Below are 21,361 nucleotides of genomic sequence, written 5' to 3'. Positions count from 1 at the left end.
AAGTATTTTTTTGGAGAATCAGCTTATGCGCCCTCGTGCCATTGTCCTGTTATCTGGCGGATTAGACTCAACAACATGTCTGGCTTGGGCGCAGGCACGCTATGAATGTATCGCACTCAGTTTTCGATATGGTCAGCGTTCAACGACCGAGCTGGATGCAGCAAAAGCTTTAACGCAACGTGCGGGTGTGGAACATCGAGTGATCAATATTGATCTGGGTAATCTGGGTGGCTCAGCCCTTACCGATCATAGTATTGAGGTGCCCGACCATGAACAGGCTGGCATTCCGATTACCTATGTTCCAGCACGTAATACTATCTTCTTGTCTTACGCCTTAGCAGCAGCTGAAGTATTCGAAGCTGAAGCGATTGTCATCGGAATTAATGCGGTTGATTACTCCGGTTATCCGGATTGCCGTCCGGAATTTATCGAGGCATTTGCCAACATGGCACGCCTTGCGACCAAGGTTGGCGTAGAGGGTCAGGCGCTCAAATTTGAAACACCTTTGTTACATTTATCCAAAGCAAATATCATTCGCTTAGGTATTGAACATGGCGTAGACTACAGTCAAACGGTGTCATGCTATCAAGCAGATGACCAAGGACGTGCCTGTGGCAAATGCGACAGTTGTCGTTTACGTAAACAAGGTTTTGCGGACGCAGGTGTTGAAGACCCGACACGTTATATACCGTAATAACAAGGTAGAGTTTATGAAGAATTTAAAATCAAGCATCGTGCTTTCAGCAATTGTCTCAGCTGCTGCTATGTTCGCAACTACGGCTCAAGCGGCTGATGACAAATTACAACAAGCTTATAAAAGCACCAATGTAAAATCTGCATTGATCAATGTTTGTAAAAATGAAACTGGCAAAAGCAAAAAATTGACATCTGCTGAAGTCAGCAAATATTGTGGTTGTGCTATTGAAGCAGATGGCAAATTAACCAATGCACAAAAATGGGAAATTCAAAGCACTATTAACCAGAAGAAAAGCCCAGGCACTTTAGCTTTTGTACAGAAGCAGAATAAAGATCTTCAAGCATGCTTTGGTCCACAGTTAACAGGCAAACTGAAAACTTTGACTGAAGAAGCGATGAAATCAGCTCAAGCGGCACCAAAGAAATAAGATTTGATTATTCTTTGATAAAATAAGCCACTATAATAATGTGGCTTATTTTTTTTGAAAAAATTTCAAGAAAACAGGAGTTTTTATGTCTGAAATGAGTTTGCTTGACCAAAATTTTCCTGCGACGACAGGCGAAATCAATTTAACCCAGTTAAATACAGAATGGCTGGTGATTTATTTTTATCCTAAAGATTCTACACCGGGCTGCACAACTCAGGCAGTAGGATTTTCCTGTTTAAAAGATCAGTTCGATGCTTTAAATACCACAATTCTTGGCGTATCCCGTGATTCGGTAAAAGCGCATCAGAACTTTACTGAAAAGCAGAATTTGAGTATCAATCTGATCAGCGATAAAGAAGAAATTTTGTGTCATCACTTTGATGTGATTAAAGAAAAGAACATGTATGGCAAACAAGTAATGGGCATTGAGCGTTCAACTTTTATTTTCCATAATAGCCAACTGGTCAAAGAATACCGTAAGGTCAAAGCAGCAGGTCATGCAGAACAAGTTCTGGAAGATTTAAAAGCTTTGCAAGCTGCTTAATTGCATGCTTATCGTATAGACAAAAGCTCGAAATATTCGAGCTTTTTTTACAATAACGTTCATATCATCAAGTATTTTATATCTACCCTAGTTCATTTCACACTGGCCTGATAGATGAAGATTAACTTTATCCCCTACCCCGGCAATTCCTTTTTTCATACCAAAATCCCTACGGTTAATCACGGCAGATGCCTGAACATCAAGCAGGTTGGCATTTGACATACTGGGTTTAAACGTGGTTTCAAAAATCACAGGTTTGGTCACACCACGTAGGGTTAAATGACCTAAAACATTGTATTTGCCATTACCCAAGTCTTTAAACTGGATACTTTTAAAAATTACAGTCTTATATTTTTCTACATAAAACAGGTCTTCGCCCAAAATCATATGTTTAAATAGCGGCTTACTAAAGCTTAAACTTTCTACATCCATGACCAGATGGGTTGAGGCATTTTGCGGTGCTTTAGCATCAAACTGCATCGTGGATTGAACCTGATTGAACTTGGCTTTAACTACAGTAAGACCCATCGACTTGATCTCAAAACCGACATCACTTTTGGGAGTTAAGGTCCATGATCTTGCAAAAGACTGACTGGTCAAAGCTAAACAGATCGCTAAGCTAAGGAGCCCAGTTTTTATTGTTGTTTTCAATTTTAAATCCACCTTGTTTAATTTCTTATTGATCGGATTTAAGTACACGGCTTAATCTGAAACTAAATTTTCTTGTTTTTGAGCGAACAGGTTTTCGTTATTTTTATACCAGTTTATTGAAGTTTTTGTAAAATCATTCATGACTAACGGACAAAATACTTGAGCTGATTTTTTTCTGATAAGTGGCCCTGCTAGGCGAGCAGGAAACTGGTTTCATCTTATAAAATTCTGATTTTATAAATTTTTTATATAAGACAGATCGTTTATTTTAAGTTCAATTTATATTGGAAATATCCATGTGCTTGCAGCACTGAAAAGAGTTGTTTTCTGCGCTGCCTATTCTCCATCACTATCTAAAATGACACGCTTAGATAACTCTTAACCGATCTATCGGCTTTCGTAGCCTGAATCAAATACTGAGAATTAATGACACTGCGACGCCCCACATGGTACATGCAATAATAGCATCCAGTATTTTCCATGCTTTTGGATGTTGGAACCAAGGCGTCAGTATCTTTGCCCCATATCCCAAACTAAAGAAGAAAAACCAGGAAGCACAGACAGCACCTAAAGCAAACCACCATTTTCCTAAGGCGTATTGGGTTGAAATTGATCCAATCAATATGACTGTGTCTAAGTAAACATGCGGATTTAGCCAGGTAAAAGCCAGGCAGATCATCAGTACTTGTAGAAAATGCTCTGTTAGCTGATCACTTGGTGCTAAAACCTCTGTTGATTTAAATGCGCTGATCGCATGGTGCAAACCATAATAAAATAGGAATCCTGCGCCAATATATTTAGAAAATATAACAATATCCGGATAATGTTCAATGACGCGCGCAAAGCCCAGTACGCCAAGCAGAATTAAAATGGAATCAGACAAGGCACAAATCACACAGACCCAGAACACATGCTGTTGTTTTAAACCTTGTTTTAATACAAAAGCATTCTGTGCACCGATACTGATAATCAGGCTCATTCCCACAGCAAAACCACTCACCATATAACTGAACATCACATTCCCCTTTTTTGAATAAATGAATTATTCAACAAAATGGATGCGATTAATTAAAACTAAGTTAATATCAATTTAACTAAATTATTTTTAGATAACAGATATGCTGAATGCGAAACAATGTGATGCTTTTTACGCAGTTGCAAAAACGGGAAGTTTCGATCTGGCTGCCGAGCAGCTAAATATTACTGCCTCGGCAGTGACCCTTCGTGTTCAAAGTCTGGAAAAAAAATTGGGACAATTGCTTCTGGTGAGAGATCGGCCTTGCCGCGTGACCCAATCAGGACAAACTTTATTGCATTATTTACAGCATCAACGTTTGCTAGAACAGAATCTGATGCAGGATCTGGGTGGACAGCTGCAACATGAAGGTTTCTACTGCCTGAATATTGCCACCAATGCTGATTCACTCGCGACCTGGCTATTACCAACCTTACAAACCCAGCTGATCCAGCATAAAATTGTGCTGCATTTTCAGGTAGATGATCAATCACAGACTCATCATCTGTTAGAAGCAGGTCTCGTCAATGCCTGTTTGAGTACTGAAGCCAAGGCAATGAAAGGTTGCCGGGCTGAGTTGATCGGACAGATGCAGTATCGTCTGGTCGCCACCCCTGACTTTTCCCGAAACTGGTTTCATCAAGGGGTACATCGGGATGCGCTACGCCTTGCCCCTGCCATTATTTTTAATGAAAAAGACCAACTCCATACCCAATTTATTCAGCACGAATTTGGCCTGAACCTTGCTCAATATCCTCATTTCTTTATTCCATCGACCCATGCGTTTTTTGATGCGATTGTCATGGGTCTAGGATATGGCTGGCTGCCGGACTATCAAACCAGGGATTTGCTGGAGTCAGGTGAACTGCTTGAACTTTCGAGTGAGATGCGAATTGAAGTACCCTTGTATTGGCATCACTGGAAAGAACAGTCGTCTGCCCTGGAAATTTTAGGCGAATGTTTGAAACAGCATGCTCAAACTACCATGAATCAACCCATAACAACCTGATACTTTTAAACTAGATTGGTTTTATCATTCTGGGCAAATTTTTCACTGAGTTGCTGATAGGTCGTGGTTTTTTGGAAATTCTCTAGAAAATCAATTGTGCCTTGTGGAAATTTATCCCGTTGAATTTCGCCACGATAATAAGCTTCACGCATCGGCGTGGCGGATAAGGCATCTTCAAGACTGTCAAGTTCGACCATTTCCCATTCTGGGAAAAACTTTAAATAATAAGAAGAATCATCTTTAAAGTGCCCAATCAGCCCGACTTTGGCATCCGGTTCAATAACCTGGTTCACCAGCGATTTCACCAGTTTTTGCCATTTTTCATCATTATAAACATCTATGACTTCTACAAATTTGATCCGAGCCCGATCTTCTGGACTAAAATTTGACAGGATCATGGCTTCACGCTCCGAAGCCAAAAATGGATTCTTGATATTACGTTCATTTTGTGCAGAACCAAGAGCCAAAATCACATTCTGACTGTGCTGCAGGGCAATGTTAATCGTTTGCATGTGTGCCAGATGAAAAGGCTGAAAGCGGCCAATGAAAACCAGATAATCAAATGTATAGTTCATAAGGGATCAGTTTTTTATGACTCATGAGTTGTGCTGTCCCAATAAATATGCGACATAATCATTCCCATAAAATCAAATTAAGTTTTAAAGCAAGGATAGTACGATGACACTGAGCTGTATTCAACAACCTCATGAGCATTTGAATGCGAATTTAGAACATGGTGTACTCACTTTAGCCATCAATCGCCCGGAAGCGAAAAATGCGTTATATAGCGAGCTGTATCTCTGGATTGCGAAAGCTTTAGATGAAGCTGATCGGGCGCCTGAAGTTCGTGTAGTTGTATTACGTGGTCAGGATGCAGACTTTAGTGCGGGCAATGATATGCAGGATTTTATGAAATCTGCCGCGAAGAAAGGTCAAGCACCCGCTGCTGAAGGCCCGCCGTTTATTTTACTCAAATCTGCTGCAAAATTTTCCAAGCCTTTGATTGCTGCGGTGCGTGGTGTTGCGATCGGCATTGGCGTGACGATCTTATTACATTGTGATCTGGTCTATAGTGACAATACTGCCCTGTTCCAGATTCCATTTGTCAGTCTGGGTCTATCACCTGAAGGCGCTTCAAGCAAGCTGTTGATTCAGCAAGCAGGTTATCATAAAGCGGCCGAATTATTGCTGACTGCGCAAAAATTCAATAGTGAAAAAGCACTCGACGCAGGTCTGGTGAATAGCATTGAAGAAGATGTTTACACCAAAGCAGCAGCACAAGCTGCCCAGCTCTCTGCCCTGCCATTGGCATCACTGGTGCAATCTAAAGCCTTGATGAAACACAATGTGAATGAAATTGTAGAATGGATCGACCATGAAGCAGAAATTTTCATGCAGCGTGTTGGCTCGCCAGAAATGCTGGAAGCGGTTCAAGCCTTTATGCAAAAACGTAAACCTGATTTCACACAATTCAACTAATTTTCAAACTTATGAGTTCAATGAGGTGGTTTAGACTGCCTCAATCTTTTATTTTTCCAAGAATCTGAAGTATGCCAAATCAAAACTCCCAAACCTCTTCCCAAACAACGGACAGTTCAAATCCAGAAAAGAAACGTTATTACGAACCTGCACCTCAAGATATAGATGTCGATAATTTTCGTAAGGTGATTGAAAGCCGACGTTCGGTGCGTAAATTTACCAAAAAGCCAATTCCTGTCGAAGTTCTGGATGCCTGTCTGGATCTGGCGTTGTTGGCCCCGAATTCTTCGAACTTGCAGCCTTGGACTTTTTATGTGGTACAAAATTCAAGCAAGAAAAAACATCTGGTCAAAGCCTGTATGAGTCAACTGGCAGCCAAAACAGCTTCTGAACTAATTGTCTGTATCGCACGTACCGACCGTATTGATGAAATGGCGAAACGTAATGTGAATGAATTTCCATTTCCTGAAGCTCCGCCCGCAATTAAGAAATACTATAAATATATTCCCTACAACTATAAGACTGGTTATCTGAATGCTTTCGGTAACTTTAAAAAAGTAGCTTTCAAAGTTGCCCGTACACTGGACAAACAAATGCCAGTTTCTGCTTTCAGTCCGGCTGATGCGAAACTGTGGGCGACCAAAACGACGGCGCTCGCTTGTGAAAATCTGGTCTTAGCTTTACGTGCTTATGGTTTTGACAGCTGTATGATGGAAGGTTTTGATGAGCCGATGGTTCGTGAAATTCTGAAATTGAATGATGAACAGTATGCGGTCATGGTAATTGGTGCGGGTGAACGTGCTGAAGACGGCGTGTTCTTCCCGCAGTACCGTTTTGATCGTGAGCTGTTTATTCAGAAGGTTTAAGTACGTTTATTGAATGAATATCACGGCCTCGACTGTTTTCTTAAATTAACTGATATACGCGTAGGCATTTTCGTTACTTTGACAGGCCAAAGTAACCAAAGCCATTGCCAGACAGAAGGTTCATCCTTGAACCTCTGTCTGGCAGGTGACATCCATGTCACCTCAATGTAAATTCACTACTATTTTGAAAAGAAATAATATTTGATACGCGGATGGCGAAAAGGAAGAAATCTATTTAGAGCAAATACAAGTCGATGCTAAATCATTTTTTAAGAATAGTTCGCTCTTAATTTCCGATAATCAATCCAGTTACAATGAAATCCGACCGGTACCCGAACTGGTAAATGAATCGTTGCAATGGGTCCTTCTGTAATATGCTGGGCATCCAGAATTACAACTTTCGAGGGGCTACAATCTAAAGCATGGATATAAGACATTAGCCAGCCATCATTTTCAGCCTGAGCATTTTCCCGTGCGACAAAGACTGCCTCACCAGTAACCCAGTTTTCTCCAAAGGAGTAACTTTCTGTGGTTCTGGTTCTTAAATTAAAACACATCACCGTATTGCTGCTGACATGGGAAGGATCGTCAAATTCACCAAAAGAAATACTATAGATATAACGATACTGTCGCCCAATAAATGCTTCATTAATCCGTGGAAATTCCTGCTTGATATTTGATAATACGGTTCGTGTCACTTTTCCCGTTCCTTGTTCAAAAATAAAGCGCTCTAATCGTATATCCTGATCTTCTATCGGTCCCTGAATCGAGCGGATCAATGCTTTGGAGTGCACTGGAATAGGGAATACGACTATGCAGAATTTCTGCACTGTATTGAATGGATTTACTAAGCGTATTTTTGAGCATTCTGCTCAGCAGTTTTGGCCACGGCATTGTTATTTTCCTTATTGTATTTTTTCTTTGGATTATTCTGGCAGAAATGATAATAACAAAAGCAGGTCGGCTGGTTTCTGAATCTAGATTAACGGCGCGCTAAGTCAAACGCGCCGCAGCAGAGCATCAATTTTATAATTTTAGACTTTGATATCCAGAAGCTGAATAAACTCAAAGGCCGGCTCTTCATAAGGATGACTTTCTTTCAGCGCCTTGGCCACATCGACTGCCTTTTCATCAGGCACCAGAATTTCTACCCGCCATTCTTCTACCTGTTCCAGTTTACCCACTTCACCAATATGCGGATCTGCACCTTCCTGTGGTTTAAACTGTCCGGTTCCTAAAACCTGCCAGGCACAATTCGTATACTCACCAATACCGCCCGCTCCTGCTGCAAATATCGCATTCTTGGTGTCTTCCAGGTTTTCATCCGGCACGTAATAAATCAGCTTTAACATATATTCCTTCCTACAATTCAGATACTTGTTGTATTGTTAAGTGCTTGGGTAATCATCTTCAATGCAGGATTTTGAGAAATCTTGTTAAATGTTGCATATAAATCCAGTTTTGGCAGTGCCTGATCAGTCTGGAGAATTTTCACATGATCATTCAAAAACCGCAGTAAATATTCAGGCGCAAAACTAAAGCCCATTCCCATATTGGTCAGATTGATGTGTTGCAAGACATTGGTCACCCACAACAGCTGTTCATGCTCAAGCTGATCAATGCAGAGTAGTCTATCCAGCTTTTCATAAAATACTGGTGAAGCATTCTGCTCACACATAATTATATTATGGTTTTTTTAGTTCCTGTAATTTCAGGATTCGATCTGTAGAATGTAAGTGCTGAGCGGCTATCAGATAAATTTGCTCGGTTAATAAATAAATATTCTCAAAATCTGGATGGTCCAGATGAAAGCGGGTAATACATAAATCCAGTTCAGCATTTTTTAGCCGCTGAATCTGTTCCATACAGGTCAGGCTATGCAGATGGATTTTTAAGTCCGGCATGGTTTTTTAAGCTGGGCCAGAATCTGTGGCATCACTTTTATTTCTGCGACATTCAGGAAGCCAATGTGAATCTGGTTATTTTTCTGCTGCGCAACCTGACGCGCTGCTGCTACTGCCAGTTTGGCATTTTCCAGTGCTTTTTCGGCATAGATCTGAAAAGCCTGCCCTTCATCGGTGAGTTTGACCTTTCTGGATGAACGATCAAACAGCATGACGCCTACTTCCTGCTCCAGATCCTTAATTTGCTGGCTTAATGACGGCTGAGCGGTAAACAGTTTTTCGGCAGCCTTGGTAAAACTTTGTTGCTGCGCCACAGTAATAAAATAGCGTAAATGTCGAAGTTCCATAGCCTGCCCGGTTTCTGATCAGGTCAGCATCTTAAGATTATGACCCACGTATTGCAAATAAGAATAGGTCGATAGTTTATATGAATATCGCTATATCAACAGATCCTGTTTTACTAGACTGCCTGATTATATAGATAGCTTGTTCTTCACCTATACACATGGAGTCTTGTATGACACAACACTATGACACTGATGTTCTGATCATTGGTACCGGTCCTGCAGGTTCAACATTAGGTTTGGCTTTGGCGAATTATGGTATCAAGGTACAACTGTTTACCCAGTTTAGCTGGCTGACCAATAGTCCACGTGCCCATATTACCAATCAGCATGCCATGGAAGTATTAAGTGATTTGGGTGTTGAAGAACAGGTTAAAGAGATTGCAACACCATGGGATCAAATGGGTGAAAGCCTGATTACCACCAGTCTGGTCGGCGAAGAAATCGCCCGTTTAAGTGCATGGGGTACAGGTGATGAGCGTCATGGCGATTATATCAAAGGCAGCCCATGTCCTTTAGTTGATTTGATCCAACCCAAAATGGAAGCTTTACTGGTGAAGAATGCCGGTGAACGTGGCGCAATTTATAATTTTAATACTGAATATCTGTCGCATGTGCAGGATGAAGATGGCGTGACGGCAACTTTCCTGAACCGGATTACCAATACCGAATTTAGCTTAAGAGCTAAATATCTGGTGGGTATGGATGGGGCAAAATCACGTGTATTGGAACAGCTTGATTTACCTCTTGAAGGTGTCATGGCACGTGCCGGTACAGTCTATGTGACCTTTAAAGCTGATCTTTCTCAATACGTTCAACATCGTCCTGCGATTCTGCAATGGATCGTCAATCCTGAAGCTAGCTTTGGCGACCTCGGCATGGGATTGTTACGTGCCATTACGCCATGGCATGAATGGATTATGGGTTGGGGCTTTGACATTTCCAAAGGCGAACCACAAGTGACTGAAGAACAGGTACGTGCCCGCCTGAATGCCTTTGTCGGTGCGAAAGTTGAAGAAGTCGAAATCCAGAAATTGTCGTACTGGTATGTGAACCAGACCTGGGCAACTGAATATTCTAAAGATCGCGTATTCTGCGGTGGTGATGCGGTACACCGTCATCCACCATCGAGTGGCCTAGGTTCAAATACCTGCATGCAGGATGCCTTTAACCTAGGCTGGAAACTAGCATACGCGGTAAAAGGCTGAGCTGCACCTTCCCTGCTGGATTCCTATACGACTGAGCGTGCACCGGTCGGCAAGCAAATTGTGGCGCGAGCGAATCAATCACGTTTTGATTATAAATACCTGAAAGAAGTCTTTGGTTTTGACAATGGTGTGACTACACAAAAACAAATGCTGGAACGTATCTTTTCGGAAGATGAGCAAGGTGCTGAAATCCGTCAAAAACTATTTGAAGCTTTGGAAATTAAAAACTTCGAATTTAATGCACAAGGTGTAGAGCTGAACCAGCGATATAGCTCCAATGCAGTGATTAGCGAATCTGAGCCTGAAAGATTTGAGCGAGATCAACAGCTTTATTTACAGGCAACCACTCGCCCAGGCGCTAAAGTTCCGCATACTTGGCTGATCAATGCCAAAGGTCAAAAGCAGTCGACACTGGATATTACGGGTAAAGGTCTCTTTACCCTGCTCACAGGTTTATCCGGTAAAGGATGGAAGCAAGCTGCTGAAGCACTGAACTTACCTTATCTGGATGTGACTCAGATTGGTTCACGTGACTATCGTGATGTGTATGGAACCTGGAATGCCAAGTCTGAAATTCATGAATCTGGTGCAGTACTGGTTCGTCCGGATGGTTATGTGGCTTGGCGTTATCAGGACAGTACCAATAAAGCTTTTGATTATGAAAATACGTTAAAGGCGGTATTGAAGCAGGTTCAATTGGTTATTTAAATTATAAAGCCACCTTAATGGTGGCTTTCTTAAAGCTGATGATCAAGAACCCTGCAGCAAGTAACTGCCCACAACGAACAATATTTGTAGTCCTACAACAATACAAAACAACATCCAGCCTTTCTGACGCATTGCCGCCTTATCCATTATTCTAAGTGTTTTAGCCATGTCATCACCTCATCTTTGAGAATTGATACTGAACCGATCTATTCCATCTTTCTTTTATAGTGCAATAAAGTTGTGCATAAAACATACCATAGCACTTTATATACAATATAAAAGCAAAATCTAAACCAACTCAGCAGGAAGAAAAAAAATTAAAAAATCAGAATGCTTAAAAAGCAAAAATCCACCAAATTGGTGGTTGAATAATCCTATGTTAGTGAATTTATTTTAATTTTTCCATACAGTAAAATTAAGATACTATTTAAAAACAATATTTATAATAAAAAATTCATTCACCTTGTTTTTATTTCCAAGATGAGAATAAAAACACGGACATTGTACCAGCCAAATTCACTGCTAATTCTGCATGTCTTGGAGAAGGTTTAAAGTTTATTTTACCTTGCCCATGAGCATCACCCACTTTATTTCTCAATGATCCTAAACCTTCAATGATGGAACTACATCCTCCGAGAATTTGTTTGAAAGTCTGCTCCGTATGTTGAGATGGAGCAAGGTTTAATTCTTTACTCACCAATCTATACAGTTGATTTATATCTGGAGCATTGCCATAACCGACTTCGTATTCATCAAGAATATATTTGCAGGTCGATTCTAAAAGTGTTCGAGCTAATGTAATCGCACCTTCGGGATCTGTACTTCTTCGCTCTAATGCTTTCTGCCATATTTGATGTATATAATCCGAGCTTAATTCAGCAATCTTCAACTGTACTACCTGATCCAATGGAGGAACATCTAGACTTTCTAATACATTAAAGAAGTCTTTAAATTCCGAATAAATATAATTTTCACGTTCAGCGTAAGATTCAAAATCCCACTTAATCCTAGCTTCAAATTCATCTAATGTGCGTGTGTCTTTAATAAAAAATGGAATATATTCATAAAAGTTTTTAAATGTCAGTAACTCTTGTCTAAGCTGCATAAATGCCTCTGAAGAACCTTTTTCATAAGTATCAGTAGCTCTAGCTATTAGCAATTCTTGTAAAAGTAAAACTTTTTCAATTAAATCGGACATTTGAGGACTCTTTATTCATTTTTTAATCTTTTTCAATTCTATATCTAATCACCTATAAATCTATAATTTGCTTATTAAAAAAGCCCCTTTCGGGGCTTTTTTAATTCTTGATTATATCAATTAGCCAATAAATTTACGTGCATTACGGAACATACGTAACCAAGCACCGTCTTGATCCCAGTCTTCTGGTTTCCAGGAATGCTGGAGCGCGCGGAAGTTACGTTCAGGGTGCGGCATCATAATCGTTGCACGGCCATCCTGAGAGGTTACACCGGTAATACCTTCCGGTGAACCATTCGGGTTCAACGGATATTGTTCAGTTGCATTGCCATGGCTGTCGACATAACGTAGAACCACCTGATTCGATGCATTCAGTGCAGCAAAGTTTTCCGCCGTTGCAACTGCACGACCTTCACCATGCGCCACAGCGATCGGCAGAATCGAACCTTGCATGTCTTGTAACAATACTGAATTCGATTTTTCCACACGAACGTTCACTGCTCGCGCTTCAAATACTTCAGACGTATTGCGATGGAAACGTGGCCAAGCATCCGCACCCGGAATTAATGGAGCCAATTGAGACAACATTTGACAACCATTACAGATACCGAGCGAGAAGGTTTCTTGACGGTTGAAGAATTTCTCAAACTGGTCACGCAATTTAGCATTGAACAATACGGATTTCGCCCAGCCCCCACCAGCGCCCATCACGTCACCATACGAGAAGCCACCACACGTTACCAAACCTTCGAAATCATCCAGGCTGATACGACCTGCCAGCAAGTCACTCATGTGGACGTCAACGGTATTGAAACCGACTTTGTCGAAAGCTGCCGCCATTTCAATATGACCATTCACACCCTGCTCACGCAGAATTGCCATATTTGGACGACGCAAGTTAATGAAAGGTGCTTCAATCGCTTCGTTCAAGTCGAATGTTGGTTGGGCGATAATACCTTTGTGCGCTTTATCAGTAATTAAGGCAAATTCCTGATCTGCAGTTTGTACGTTGTCACGTAGGCGCTGGATTTGATGAGAAACTTCAGTCCATGCCACTTGCAGGTCAGCACGTTCAAGTACCAGACCATTGATAGACAATTGGTCCGTATTGTTTACACTACCAACCACTGCAATTGCATCTTTAAGCGTAGATGCTGCAACTTCAGCTTGTAATGCTTCCCAATCTGCTTTGGCAATTTGTAGAACTGCACCAATCTCTTCAGCAAATAGGCTTGCAGTTGATTGATCTTCTAGAGCAACACCCAGACGTGATGCGAACATCATTTCTGCAACAGTCGCCAATAAACCACCGTCACCGATGTCGTGATACGCCTTGATCAAACCGCGGTTGTTCCAGTCTTGAACCAATGCGAAGAATGCTTTGAAGTCATCGAAGCTATCCACATCAGGAGTAACCGAACCAATCGCTTTGTATACCTGCGCCAGAATCGAACCGCCTAAACGGAACTGACCTTTAGACAGATCAATACGAACCAATATAGATTCAATATCTTTCAGTTCAGGAGTCAATGTTTGACGCACATCAGTCACTGGCGCAAATGCAGTGATCACGCCCGACATTGGAGAAGTCACAGACTTGTCTTCACCTTCATCATTCCAGGTGGTACGCATAGACAATGAGTCTTTACCGACTGGAATCGCGATACCCAGTGCAGGACACATTTCCATACCGATGGCTTTCACGCCTTCGAACAATGCCTGGTCTTCGCCCGGTTGACCCGCAGCAGCCATCCAATTTGCAGACAATTTGATATCACTGATTTTTTCAATCTTCGCAGACATGATGTTCGAGATTGATTCAGCAACTGATAAACGTGCTGATGCAGCAGGATTCAACAAGGCTACTGGAGGACGTTCACCCATTGCCATCGCTTCACCGGTGTAACCGACAAGGCTTGTTGTAGTCACAGCAGCATCCGCGACAGGAACCTGCCAGCGACCTACCATTTGGTCACGTGCGACCATACCGGTAATTGAACGGTCACCAATACTGATCAGGAATGATTTAGAAGCCACTGTCGGGTTTTTCAGAACGCGATAAATCGCATCTTTTAAATCCGTAACTTTAGCCGCGTCAAAATCATCGCCTTTACGTTCAATCGTTTCATAGGAACGGCTCATACGCGGAGTACCGCCAAGCATCACCTGCATTGGCATATCCACCGGTTTGTTGCCGAACAATGGATCTTCAACGGTTAAGTGACGTGCTTCAGTCGCCTCACCCAGTACTGCAAACGGACAACGTTCACGCGCACAGATTGACTCAAATAATTCTAAAGAAGATGGACGAATCGCCAATACATAACGTTCTTGCGCTTCGTTTGACCAGATCTCCATTGGCGACATGCCAGGTTCTAAAGATGGAATCTTACGAAGATCTAGCACCGCACCCAATTCGTGATCATTCACCAGTTCAGGCATGGCATTTGATACACCACCCGCACCGACATCATGTACCGACACGATTGGGTTGTGGTCTTCCATGCGCCAGCAAGTATCGATCACTTCTTGGCAACGGCGTTCCATTTCCGGGTTTTCACGTTGTACTGAGGCAAAATCAAGGTTCTCGCCCAATTTGCCGCTATCTACAGAAGATGCAGCACCCCCGCCAAGACCGATCAGCATGGCTGGACCACCGAGCACGATCAATAAGTCACCCGGTAAGATCGGATCTTTTTCAACGTGATCTGGACGGATATTTCCGTAACCACCAGCGATCATGATTGGCTTATGGAAACCTTTAACATCGCCATTGACGTTTTGTTCAAAAGTACGGAAGTAACCATTTAAAGCTGGACGACCAAATTCGTTATTGAACGCAGCACCACCCAATGGGCCTTCAATCATGATTTGTAACGGCGATGCCATACGCGATGGTTTGCCGTAGTTTTCTTCCCAAGGCTGTTCAAAGCCCGGAATATTCAGGTTAGATACCGTGAAGCCGGTTAAACCTGCTTTAGGCTTACCACCACGACCGGTCGCACCTTCGTCACGGATTTCACCGCCTGAACCTGTCGCTGCACCGGCAAATGGTGCAATTGCTGTTGGGTGGTTGTGGGTTTCCACTTTCATCAGGATGTGAGCAGCTTGGCTCTTGTATTTATAAACCTGATGGCCGTTGTCTTCTTGGGTTGGATAAAAACGCTGGGTATCCGAACCAACAATCACTGAAGCGTTGTCTTTATAAGCCGACAATACATCTGTCGGTGATTCTTTATAGGTGTTCTTGATCATCTGGAACAACGACAATGGCTGAACTTCACCATCAATCGTCCATTCCGAACCAAAAATTTTATGACGGCAATGCTCAGAGTTGGCTTGCGCAAACATCATCAGTTCGATGTCATTCGGATTACGACCTAGCTTGATGAAAGCCTCAGTCAGGTAATCAATTTCGTCCATTGATAATGCAAAACCAAATTCATTATTGGCTTTTACCAGTGCTTCTTTACCTTCACCCAGAATATCAATCGAGTTTAGTGGTTTTGGCGCAGTTTCCACAAATAATACTGCAGCATCTTCAATCGCATTGAATACGCTTTCGGTCATACGGTCATGCAGTACTTGCAATGCTTCTTTAGAAAGCTCTTTTACGCCCTTCAAAGTAAATAAAACGCCGCGTTCAAGTCGATGAACCGGCGTATTACAGTTTTTGAAAATGTCCGTCGCTTTAGAGGACCAAGGAGAGATGGTTCCGACGCGCGGTGTGACTAAAATCTGGATTTCATCACTTGCAGCCTGGTGCAATTCAAAAGATTGACCATCGTTGAGAAGCTGTAAAGCTGATTGCTGTTGTTGCTCGCTGAGCGCTTGGTCAAAGAGGTAGACCCATTGACTTTCAATTGATTGAACAGAACTAATTGACGTCAAACGCGATAATAGTTGAGTTTTCTTAAAAGAAGAATGTGCGGGTGCACCGGCAACGATAAACATGCTGATTTTGGCTCCACGGGATGGTATGAACAACCATGCCACAATGTGACTTGAGAGAGCGCATATTCTACTGTGAAATAAGGAAATCGGCTAGATGCCAAATCAGAAAACTACGTCTGAAATATCCTGGACTTTTAAAATATTTCTTTTATTTTCAGGCAAGAAAATTGAATGTAGTCGCACAGGTTAACACATTTTTTTCAAGAAAAATCAAAACCGCTTCAGAATAATTTTCTGCATAAAAATTGTATTATTTTTCAACAACAATCGGGACAAAATCAAATTCAGGTTTTATTGTCATGACCTGCCAAAACTCCTATTTAGGCCAAAATGAAATACTTGATTACAAGATTTCATGAAGTCGTATTTTTTGCAGACTGTTTTTGATTCTTTTGATTGACTCTTAACTTTGACTTCTAAGATTAGAAAACTGGTTAAAAGTCTTCTGCTGTTCTGCACCACAAGGAACAGTTCTCCGCTGATCTCCGCCATTACAGTAACAGAGGCAAATTACTACCCTCTATAAACAAATAATTAATACTGAGTGGTATTTTAATCTGACATCATGTGCGGGGGGAAAACCGGACATCCATTCTCATCTTCTAAAAGAATAAAAATAAAATTCCTTATTTGCCCCCTTTATTCTTTCATATTTGATATTTATTTTCTAAGATCACAATTAAGCGAAATTTACTTATCTAAACAACCAAAAATGATATCGATAAAATTACCTATCATAGCCAATATTTTGAAATTTCATCACTTATTCATTAGTTTTATTATGCGCAAAAAAGCACAATATAAATAGAAAATACCACTCGTATTTATGAGAAAATTTACCAGAAATTATGAGGCCTATATAAAAAAATAATGAAAAAATGATTAATAATAAAATTTTGTTACCTTTTTATTTAATCCGTATTTTTAGGTTCTATTTAACTCAAAAATTTTAAAATAAATATTTGTAATTGCTAAAAAAATATCTAAAATTTTCTTTTTTATTCGACTAACAGAGGAACAGACTCACACGTCTATATCAGCTAAGAATCTTACCAAATAGACACTTCATCAGTAAATTTGATGATTTTATGTTAAGCTTTAGCCAAATTGCTGAGGAAATGTCCAAATTCTGGGCCTGGCAATGGTTTTTCCTTTCTGCTGTAGAGATGAATATAAATTCTATATTCGGACACTAATTTTTTGATGTTCTATAGCTTCACTGCTCTGTCTATTTTAGAGCCTTAATCTGTCACCAATGATTTAATTTTCAAAAACAAAAGGTGACCCGCTTAAGGAGTATGTATGTTTCAATTCACTAGTACAGCAACTGTACTATTGATGGTGCTTTTCTATGGCATCACCTTTTTACTATCTTTACGTATTAAACAGAAAAATGAAAATGTCGATGGCTACATGGTCTCAAATGGCTCCATCGGATTTGGAATGTCTGCGGCCAGTATGACCGCCACCTGGATCTGGGCCGCATCGTTTTATGCAGCAGCTTCATCCGGATATACATATGGCGTTTCCGGTGCCCTCCACTATGGTTTGTGGGGTGCGCTGATGATTTTATTTATCTATCCCTTTGGCAAGCGCTTTCGTGAACTGGCGCCTAATGCACATACTTTGGCAGAAATCATGCATGCCCGGCATGGCAATCAAAGCCAGATGATTCTGGCGGGTTCCAATATTGTGGGTAGCGTGATCAGCCTGATGGTGAACTTTACCGCTGCCGGGGCACTGGTTGAGATTTTATCTCCTTTAAGCTTTATCCATGGCGTGCTGATTACCGGTATCGGTGTACTGTCCTATACCCTCTGGTCGGGGTTCCGTTCCTCAGTCTTTACCGATTTCGGTCAGCTGGTGGCGATGATTGTCGCGGCTGTGATCATTATTCCAACCTTATTTTTCACCTTAGGCGGACCTTCCCTGTTTCAAAGCGGGATTCATCACCTGCAGCCGGAACAACTGGATTTTTTCTCTAAAACGGCCTTTCTGGAACAAGGCGCGCCGTTTTTTGTTGCCGTATTGGCCTATGCAATTGGTAATCAGACCATTGCCCAGCGCCTGTTTGCAGTCCGTGAGGACCTGATAAAACCGAGTTTTATCACTGCAACCATTGGTTATGCTGCAATTGTCATTGGTCTAGGCATGCTTGGATTACTGGCACTATTTGCAGGTATTCAACCCATTGATGGCAACCTGAATAACCTGATTCCGCAAATGGCAGCGACTTATCTTTCGCCACTTATGGTCGCGCTGTTATTCATCATGGTGATTGGCGCCCTGTCTTCTACCGCTGACTCGGATCTGTCAGCCCTATCTGCGATTGTCATGACGGACATTTATGGCAAACAGATTGCGAAAAACCGTCCTGATCCAAAGAAAATGCTATTTATTGGCCGTATGACCATGATCGTTGCCACCATGCTGGGGATTGTGATTGCCACCTTGAAGTTTGACATTTTATCGATGCTGATTTTTGTGGGTGCGCTTTGGGGTTCTATTGTATTCCCGGTGATTGTCAGCCTGTATTGGGACAAGGTGAATGCCCGGGCCTTTAACTGGTCAGTGGGCCTCGCATTTTTCAGCTTTCTGATAGTACGTTTTGAATGGCTTCCGATTCAGGGATTGATCGCACTTGGCTTTGAACTCGTTGCGACCCTGGGGATTGGTGTGGTGCTGGGTTTGATGACCTTTGGTTTCTTCGGCAAGAAAGTGGGTCTGGTCGTTGGCATATTGGCCAGTATTGGCTTCATGCCATGGACCATCGGCTTCTTGCGTGAATACGGCACCTTGTTAAGCTCACTGACAGCGTATGGCAGTAGTGCGCTGGTATGTACTGTGTTGACGCTACTCTACAGCAAAGAAAAATTTGATTTTAAGCAAATCAACAAGATGGTGATTGAATTTCACCAGCTATCTGAGAAAAGTAAATAAGGAGATTTCAGATGACAAGTCAATTATTGACCCTATATGTACTTTTTTGGCCATTGGTGGCAAGCCTGGTCTTGTTCACGATTTGCCTGAATGTCTATAAAGACACACAACAGGCCAAGAAAAATGGTGAAGAGCTAATTTGATTCTTCATCCTAAACAAAAAGCAGGCCATTGAGTCTGCTTTTTTATTGTTCATTTGATGATTTCGATTTTTAATTCTTAGTTTTTTCCAGCTGACTGAAATAACAATATGCAGCAAGACAATTCATGTCGCACTGCCCTAGTCCCCGAACCAGTTTTTTGGCATGATGCAAATAGTGGATCACTGAATAATGATAAATGACTCAAATGCGTTGGTTAGAACTGCTTTCGACAGTTCGGATTGGTAGTAAAAAGCAGAGCACTGAACTGGCACGCAGCCCGTTTCATAAAGATTATGACCGTATTATTTTTTCGCAAAGCTTCCGGCAGTTAAACCGCAAAACCCAGGTCCATCCACTGACCCAGCACGATGGTATTCATACCCGTTTAACCCACTCACTGGAAGTCTCCTGTATTGGCCGTTCACTCGGTATGTTGGCTGCCGAGAAAATCAAAGATAATTTACCTGCCTGGATTTCTCCGGCTGATGTCGGTGCCATCATTCAGGCCGCCTGTCTGGCACATGATATTGGTAACCCGCCTTTTGGTCATGCCGGTGAATACGCCATTCGGGAATGGTTTGACGATGCTTCTCATACCGACTTTTTAAAAGATTTGAGTTCTGAACAGGAAGCTGATGTACGCCAGTTTGAAGGCAATGCCCAAGGTCTGCGCCTGCTGACCAAGATCGATTACCATCCCTATGATGGCGGCATGCGCCTGACTTATGCCACACTTGGTGCCTATCTTAAATACCCATGGCTCTCTGAGGCGATTGACCCGACTGGCAACACCCCTGCCAGCCGACGTCCTAAATTTGGTTGTTACCAGTCTGAAAAAGAGATTTTGCAGGAAATTGCTGAACAGTTGGGTTTGATTCAGCTCGGTGAATATCATTATTGTCGTCATCCGCTGACCTATCTTTTAGAAGCTGCGGATGATATCTGCTATGCCCTGATTGATCTGGAAGATGGTATCAGCCTGAATATGCTCAGCTACGCGGAAGTTGAACCAGTCTTTCTGAACTTGCTGGGTGAATATGGCACGCCTGAAGAAATCAATATGCCTTATACCACCTGGCAACAAAAAATTGCCGCGCTGCGTGGGCGGGTCATGAAACGTCTGGTAGATGAAGTCACCACGGCCTTTGCCCGACATCAGCAGGAAATTTTGATGGGCCAATTGCAAGGCTCATTGCTGGGTTATTGTAGTGCCGACATTGAAATTGGCATTAACCGGGCCAAAGAACTGGCGCGAGACAAGATCTTCGAACATCCGCAAAAAGCCGGTCTGGAAATTATCGCGCATCAAAGTTTACAAACGATTCTGGATGCCTTTATTCCACTGACCACACCGCACAAAACCTTGAGCTTTAAGGAACAGCGTTTGATGGCTATTTTAAAACGCTCGGGTGCGCAGTTTAGCGCTGATCATTATGACAACATTATGCAGGTGCTAGATATTGTCTCCAAGTTTTCTGATCATCAGGCCTATAATCTGGCGCAGGAACTGCATGGCAATAAAGCCGGGTTACTCTAATGTGAACGAGCGCCTGATGATAATCTCAGCAAAATCACTGCTTTTGAATGATAGAGTTTTGCCTTTATCGAAAATGCTGACTACTATGCCTGTATTAAATTTGAGTATATAAAAAATGATTGGATGCCTGATTGGGGAAGTGCTGGCACTTGAAGCGCCTACTGTTTTATTAAATGTAAACGGCGTAGGTTATGAGATTGACACTCCTTTAACCACTTTCTGTCAGTTGCAAAAAGGCCAGAACATTACCCTGTGGACCCATCTGGCTGTTCGTGAAGATGCCCAGTTACTTTATGGCTTTATCAATGCGCAGGAAAAAACCATTTTCCGTACCTTATTAAAGGTGAACGGCGTTGGTCCGAAAATGGCGCTTGGTATCCTTTCCACTTTAAGTGTGGAAATGCTGATCCACACCGTTGAACATGAAGATATCAATACTCTGGTCAAGGTTCCGGGGGTGGGTAAAAAGACTGCAGAACGCCTAATGATTGAATTGCGTGACCGCTTTAAAGCCATGGCTTCAGGTGCTGTGCCAAGTAATTCAACTGCACCACAGATTCAGTTTATGGGCAATTCAGCCGTGGCTGAAGCGGAAGCTGCATTACAGTCCTTGGGCTATAAGCCTGCTGAAGCACAAAAACTGGTGAATGCCGCCAAAGGCGAATTTACAGAAGCCAGCGATATTATCCGCGCTGCATTAAAGTCGATGAATAGATAAATCGTAGTCCACCATCAAC

At 42.1% G+C, this 21,361-nt stretch carries 18 protein-coding genes and 2 pseudogenes; 11 read left to right on the top strand and 9 right to left on the bottom strand.

Annotated elements, in window-relative coordinates:
- Nucleotides 1-25: 25 nt before the first annotated feature.
- The 3 genes from queC to FTV42_RS01205 all read left to right on the top strand — a co-directional run bounded on the left by queC (nt 26) and on the right by FTV42_RS01205 (nt 1,668).
- Nucleotides 26-694, top strand: coding sequence for a 7-cyano-7-deazaguanine synthase QueC (queC, locus tag FTV42_RS01215; protein WP_004731688.1), 669 nt, complete (start codon nt 26-28; stop codon nt 692-694).
- Between the two features lie 16 nt (nt 695-710).
- A complete protein-coding gene (locus tag FTV42_RS01210; protein ID WP_004645640.1) occupies nt 711-1,124 on the top strand; it encodes a hypothetical protein in 414 nt (137 codons plus the stop codon).
- Between the two features lie 85 nt (nt 1,125-1,209).
- Nucleotides 1,210-1,668 (top strand): peroxiredoxin, encoded by a 459-nt coding sequence (locus tag FTV42_RS01205; protein ID WP_180037155.1) that lies wholly within the window; start codon nt 1,210-1,212, stop codon nt 1,666-1,668.
- An 87-nt stretch (nt 1,669-1,755) separates the two neighbouring features.
- On the opposite strand, the gene FTV42_RS01200 is transcribed toward FTV42_RS01205, so the two are convergent.
- Both FTV42_RS01200 and FTV42_RS01195 read right to left on the bottom strand, forming a co-directional pair.
- Nucleotides 1,756-2,319 carry a YceI family protein gene (locus FTV42_RS01200; RefSeq protein WP_005106431.1) on the bottom strand — a complete coding sequence of 188 codons (564 nt, stop codon included), beginning with the start codon at nt 2,317-2,319 and terminating at the stop codon, nt 1,756-1,758.
- 409 nt (nt 2,320-2,728) lie between these two features.
- A complete protein-coding gene (locus FTV42_RS01195) occupies nt 2,729-3,334 on the bottom strand; it encodes a LysE/ArgO family amino acid transporter (protein WP_071850386.1) in 606 nt (201 codons plus the stop codon).
- Nucleotides 3,335-3,437: 103 nt separating this feature from the next.
- Here FTV42_RS01195 and FTV42_RS01190 point away from each other — a divergent pair, with 103 nt between their 5' ends.
- Complete coding sequence (locus tag FTV42_RS01190) at nt 3,438-4,343, top strand: LysR family transcriptional regulator ArgP (RefSeq protein WP_071850387.1); 906 nt, start codon at nt 3,438-3,440, stop codon at nt 4,341-4,343.
- A gap of 5 nt (nt 4,344-4,348) precedes the next feature.
- On the opposite strand, the gene FTV42_RS01185 is transcribed toward FTV42_RS01190, so the two are convergent.
- On the bottom strand, nt 4,349-4,918 hold the full coding sequence (locus FTV42_RS01185; RefSeq protein ID WP_048882461.1) for a nicotinate-nicotinamide nucleotide adenylyltransferase: 570 nt from the start codon (nt 4,916-4,918) through the stop codon (nt 4,349-4,351).
- Between the two features lie 103 nt (nt 4,919-5,021).
- On the opposite strand from FTV42_RS01185, the gene FTV42_RS01180 reads away from it, so the two are divergent.
- Together FTV42_RS01180 and FTV42_RS01175 are read left to right on the top strand one after the other, a co-directional pair.
- On the top strand, nt 5,022-5,822 hold the full coding sequence (locus tag FTV42_RS01180) for an enoyl-CoA hydratase-related protein (RefSeq protein ID WP_180037154.1): 801 nt from the start codon (nt 5,022-5,024) through the stop codon (nt 5,820-5,822).
- 71 nt (nt 5,823-5,893) lie between these two features.
- A complete protein-coding gene (locus FTV42_RS01175) occupies nt 5,894-6,688 on the top strand; it encodes a nitroreductase family protein (protein ID WP_180037153.1) in 795 nt (264 codons plus the stop codon).
- A gap of 269 nt (nt 6,689-6,957) precedes the next feature.
- Here the strand turns inward: FTV42_RS01175 and FTV42_RS01170 are convergent, their stop codons facing one another.
- The 3 genes and pseudogenes from FTV42_RS01170 to FTV42_RS17770 form a co-directional block, all read right to left on the bottom strand.
- Nucleotides 6,958-7,386 (bottom strand): carotenoid oxygenase family protein, encoded by a 429-nt coding sequence (locus FTV42_RS01170; RefSeq protein ID WP_005265793.1) that lies wholly within the window; start codon nt 7,384-7,386, stop codon nt 6,958-6,960.
- A 336-nt stretch (nt 7,387-7,722) separates the two neighbouring features.
- Entirely contained in the window at nt 7,723-8,040 is a 318-nt protein-coding gene (locus FTV42_RS01165) for an NIF3 1 (RefSeq protein ID WP_004279094.1), read from the bottom strand.
- 17 nt (nt 8,041-8,057) lie between these two features.
- A pseudogene (locus FTV42_RS17770) lies at nt 8,058-8,939 on the bottom strand (LysR family transcriptional regulator).
- A gap of 170 nt (nt 8,940-9,109) precedes the next feature.
- Between FTV42_RS17770 and FTV42_RS01155 the strand changes: the two are divergent.
- A pseudogene (locus tag FTV42_RS01155) lies at nt 9,110-10,852 on the top strand (FAD-dependent monooxygenase).
- Nucleotides 10,853-10,894: 42 nt separating this feature from the next.
- On the opposite strand, the gene FTV42_RS17495 reads toward FTV42_RS01155, so the two are convergent.
- From FTV42_RS17495 to purL, 3 genes are all read right to left on the bottom strand, one after another.
- Nucleotides 10,895-11,020, bottom strand: a complete 126-nt coding sequence (locus FTV42_RS17495) for a KGW motif small protein (protein WP_004645654.1) — start codon at nt 11,018-11,020, stop codon at nt 10,895-10,897.
- Nucleotides 11,021-11,321: 301 nt separating this feature from the next.
- On the bottom strand, nt 11,322-12,050 hold the full coding sequence (locus tag FTV42_RS01150) for an abortive infection family protein (RefSeq protein WP_180037152.1): 729 nt from the start codon (nt 12,048-12,050) through the stop codon (nt 11,322-11,324).
- Nucleotides 12,051-12,170: 120 nt separating this feature from the next.
- Nucleotides 12,171-16,004: a phosphoribosylformylglycinamidine synthase gene (gene purL / locus FTV42_RS01145; RefSeq protein WP_138742565.1), complete on the bottom strand. Its 3,834-nt coding sequence runs from the start codon at nt 16,002-16,004 to the stop codon at nt 12,171-12,173.
- Between the two features lie 1,302 nt (nt 16,005-17,306).
- Here purL and FTV42_RS01140 point away from each other — a divergent pair.
- From FTV42_RS01140 to ruvA, 4 genes are all read left to right on the top strand, one after another.
- Nucleotides 17,307-18,944, top strand: a complete 1,638-nt coding sequence (locus FTV42_RS01140; RefSeq protein ID WP_180037151.1) for a sodium:proline symporter — start codon at nt 17,307-17,309, stop codon at nt 18,942-18,944.
- A gap of 11 nt (nt 18,945-18,955) precedes the next feature.
- On the top strand, nt 18,956-19,087 hold the full coding sequence (locus FTV42_RS17380) for a putative transporter small subunit (RefSeq protein ID WP_004645659.1): 132 nt from the start codon (nt 18,956-18,958) through the stop codon (nt 19,085-19,087).
- A gap of 196 nt (nt 19,088-19,283) precedes the next feature.
- Nucleotides 19,284-20,624 carry a deoxyguanosinetriphosphate triphosphohydrolase gene (locus FTV42_RS01135; protein WP_005265805.1) on the top strand — a complete coding sequence of 447 codons (1,341 nt, stop codon included), beginning with the start codon at nt 19,284-19,286 and terminating at the stop codon, nt 20,622-20,624.
- Nucleotides 20,625-20,739: 115 nt separating this feature from the next.
- Nucleotides 20,740-21,342, top strand: a complete 603-nt coding sequence (gene ruvA, locus FTV42_RS01130; RefSeq protein WP_180037150.1) for a Holliday junction branch migration protein RuvA — start codon at nt 20,740-20,742, stop codon at nt 21,340-21,342.
- Nucleotides 21,343-21,361 lie beyond the last annotated feature (19 nt).

It is taken from the genome of Acinetobacter sp. YH16052, assembly GCF_013417155.1.
Classification (GTDB): domain Bacteria; phylum Pseudomonadota; class Gammaproteobacteria; order Pseudomonadales; family Moraxellaceae; genus Acinetobacter.
This window is presented reverse-complemented; position numbering and strand designations above follow the sequence as displayed.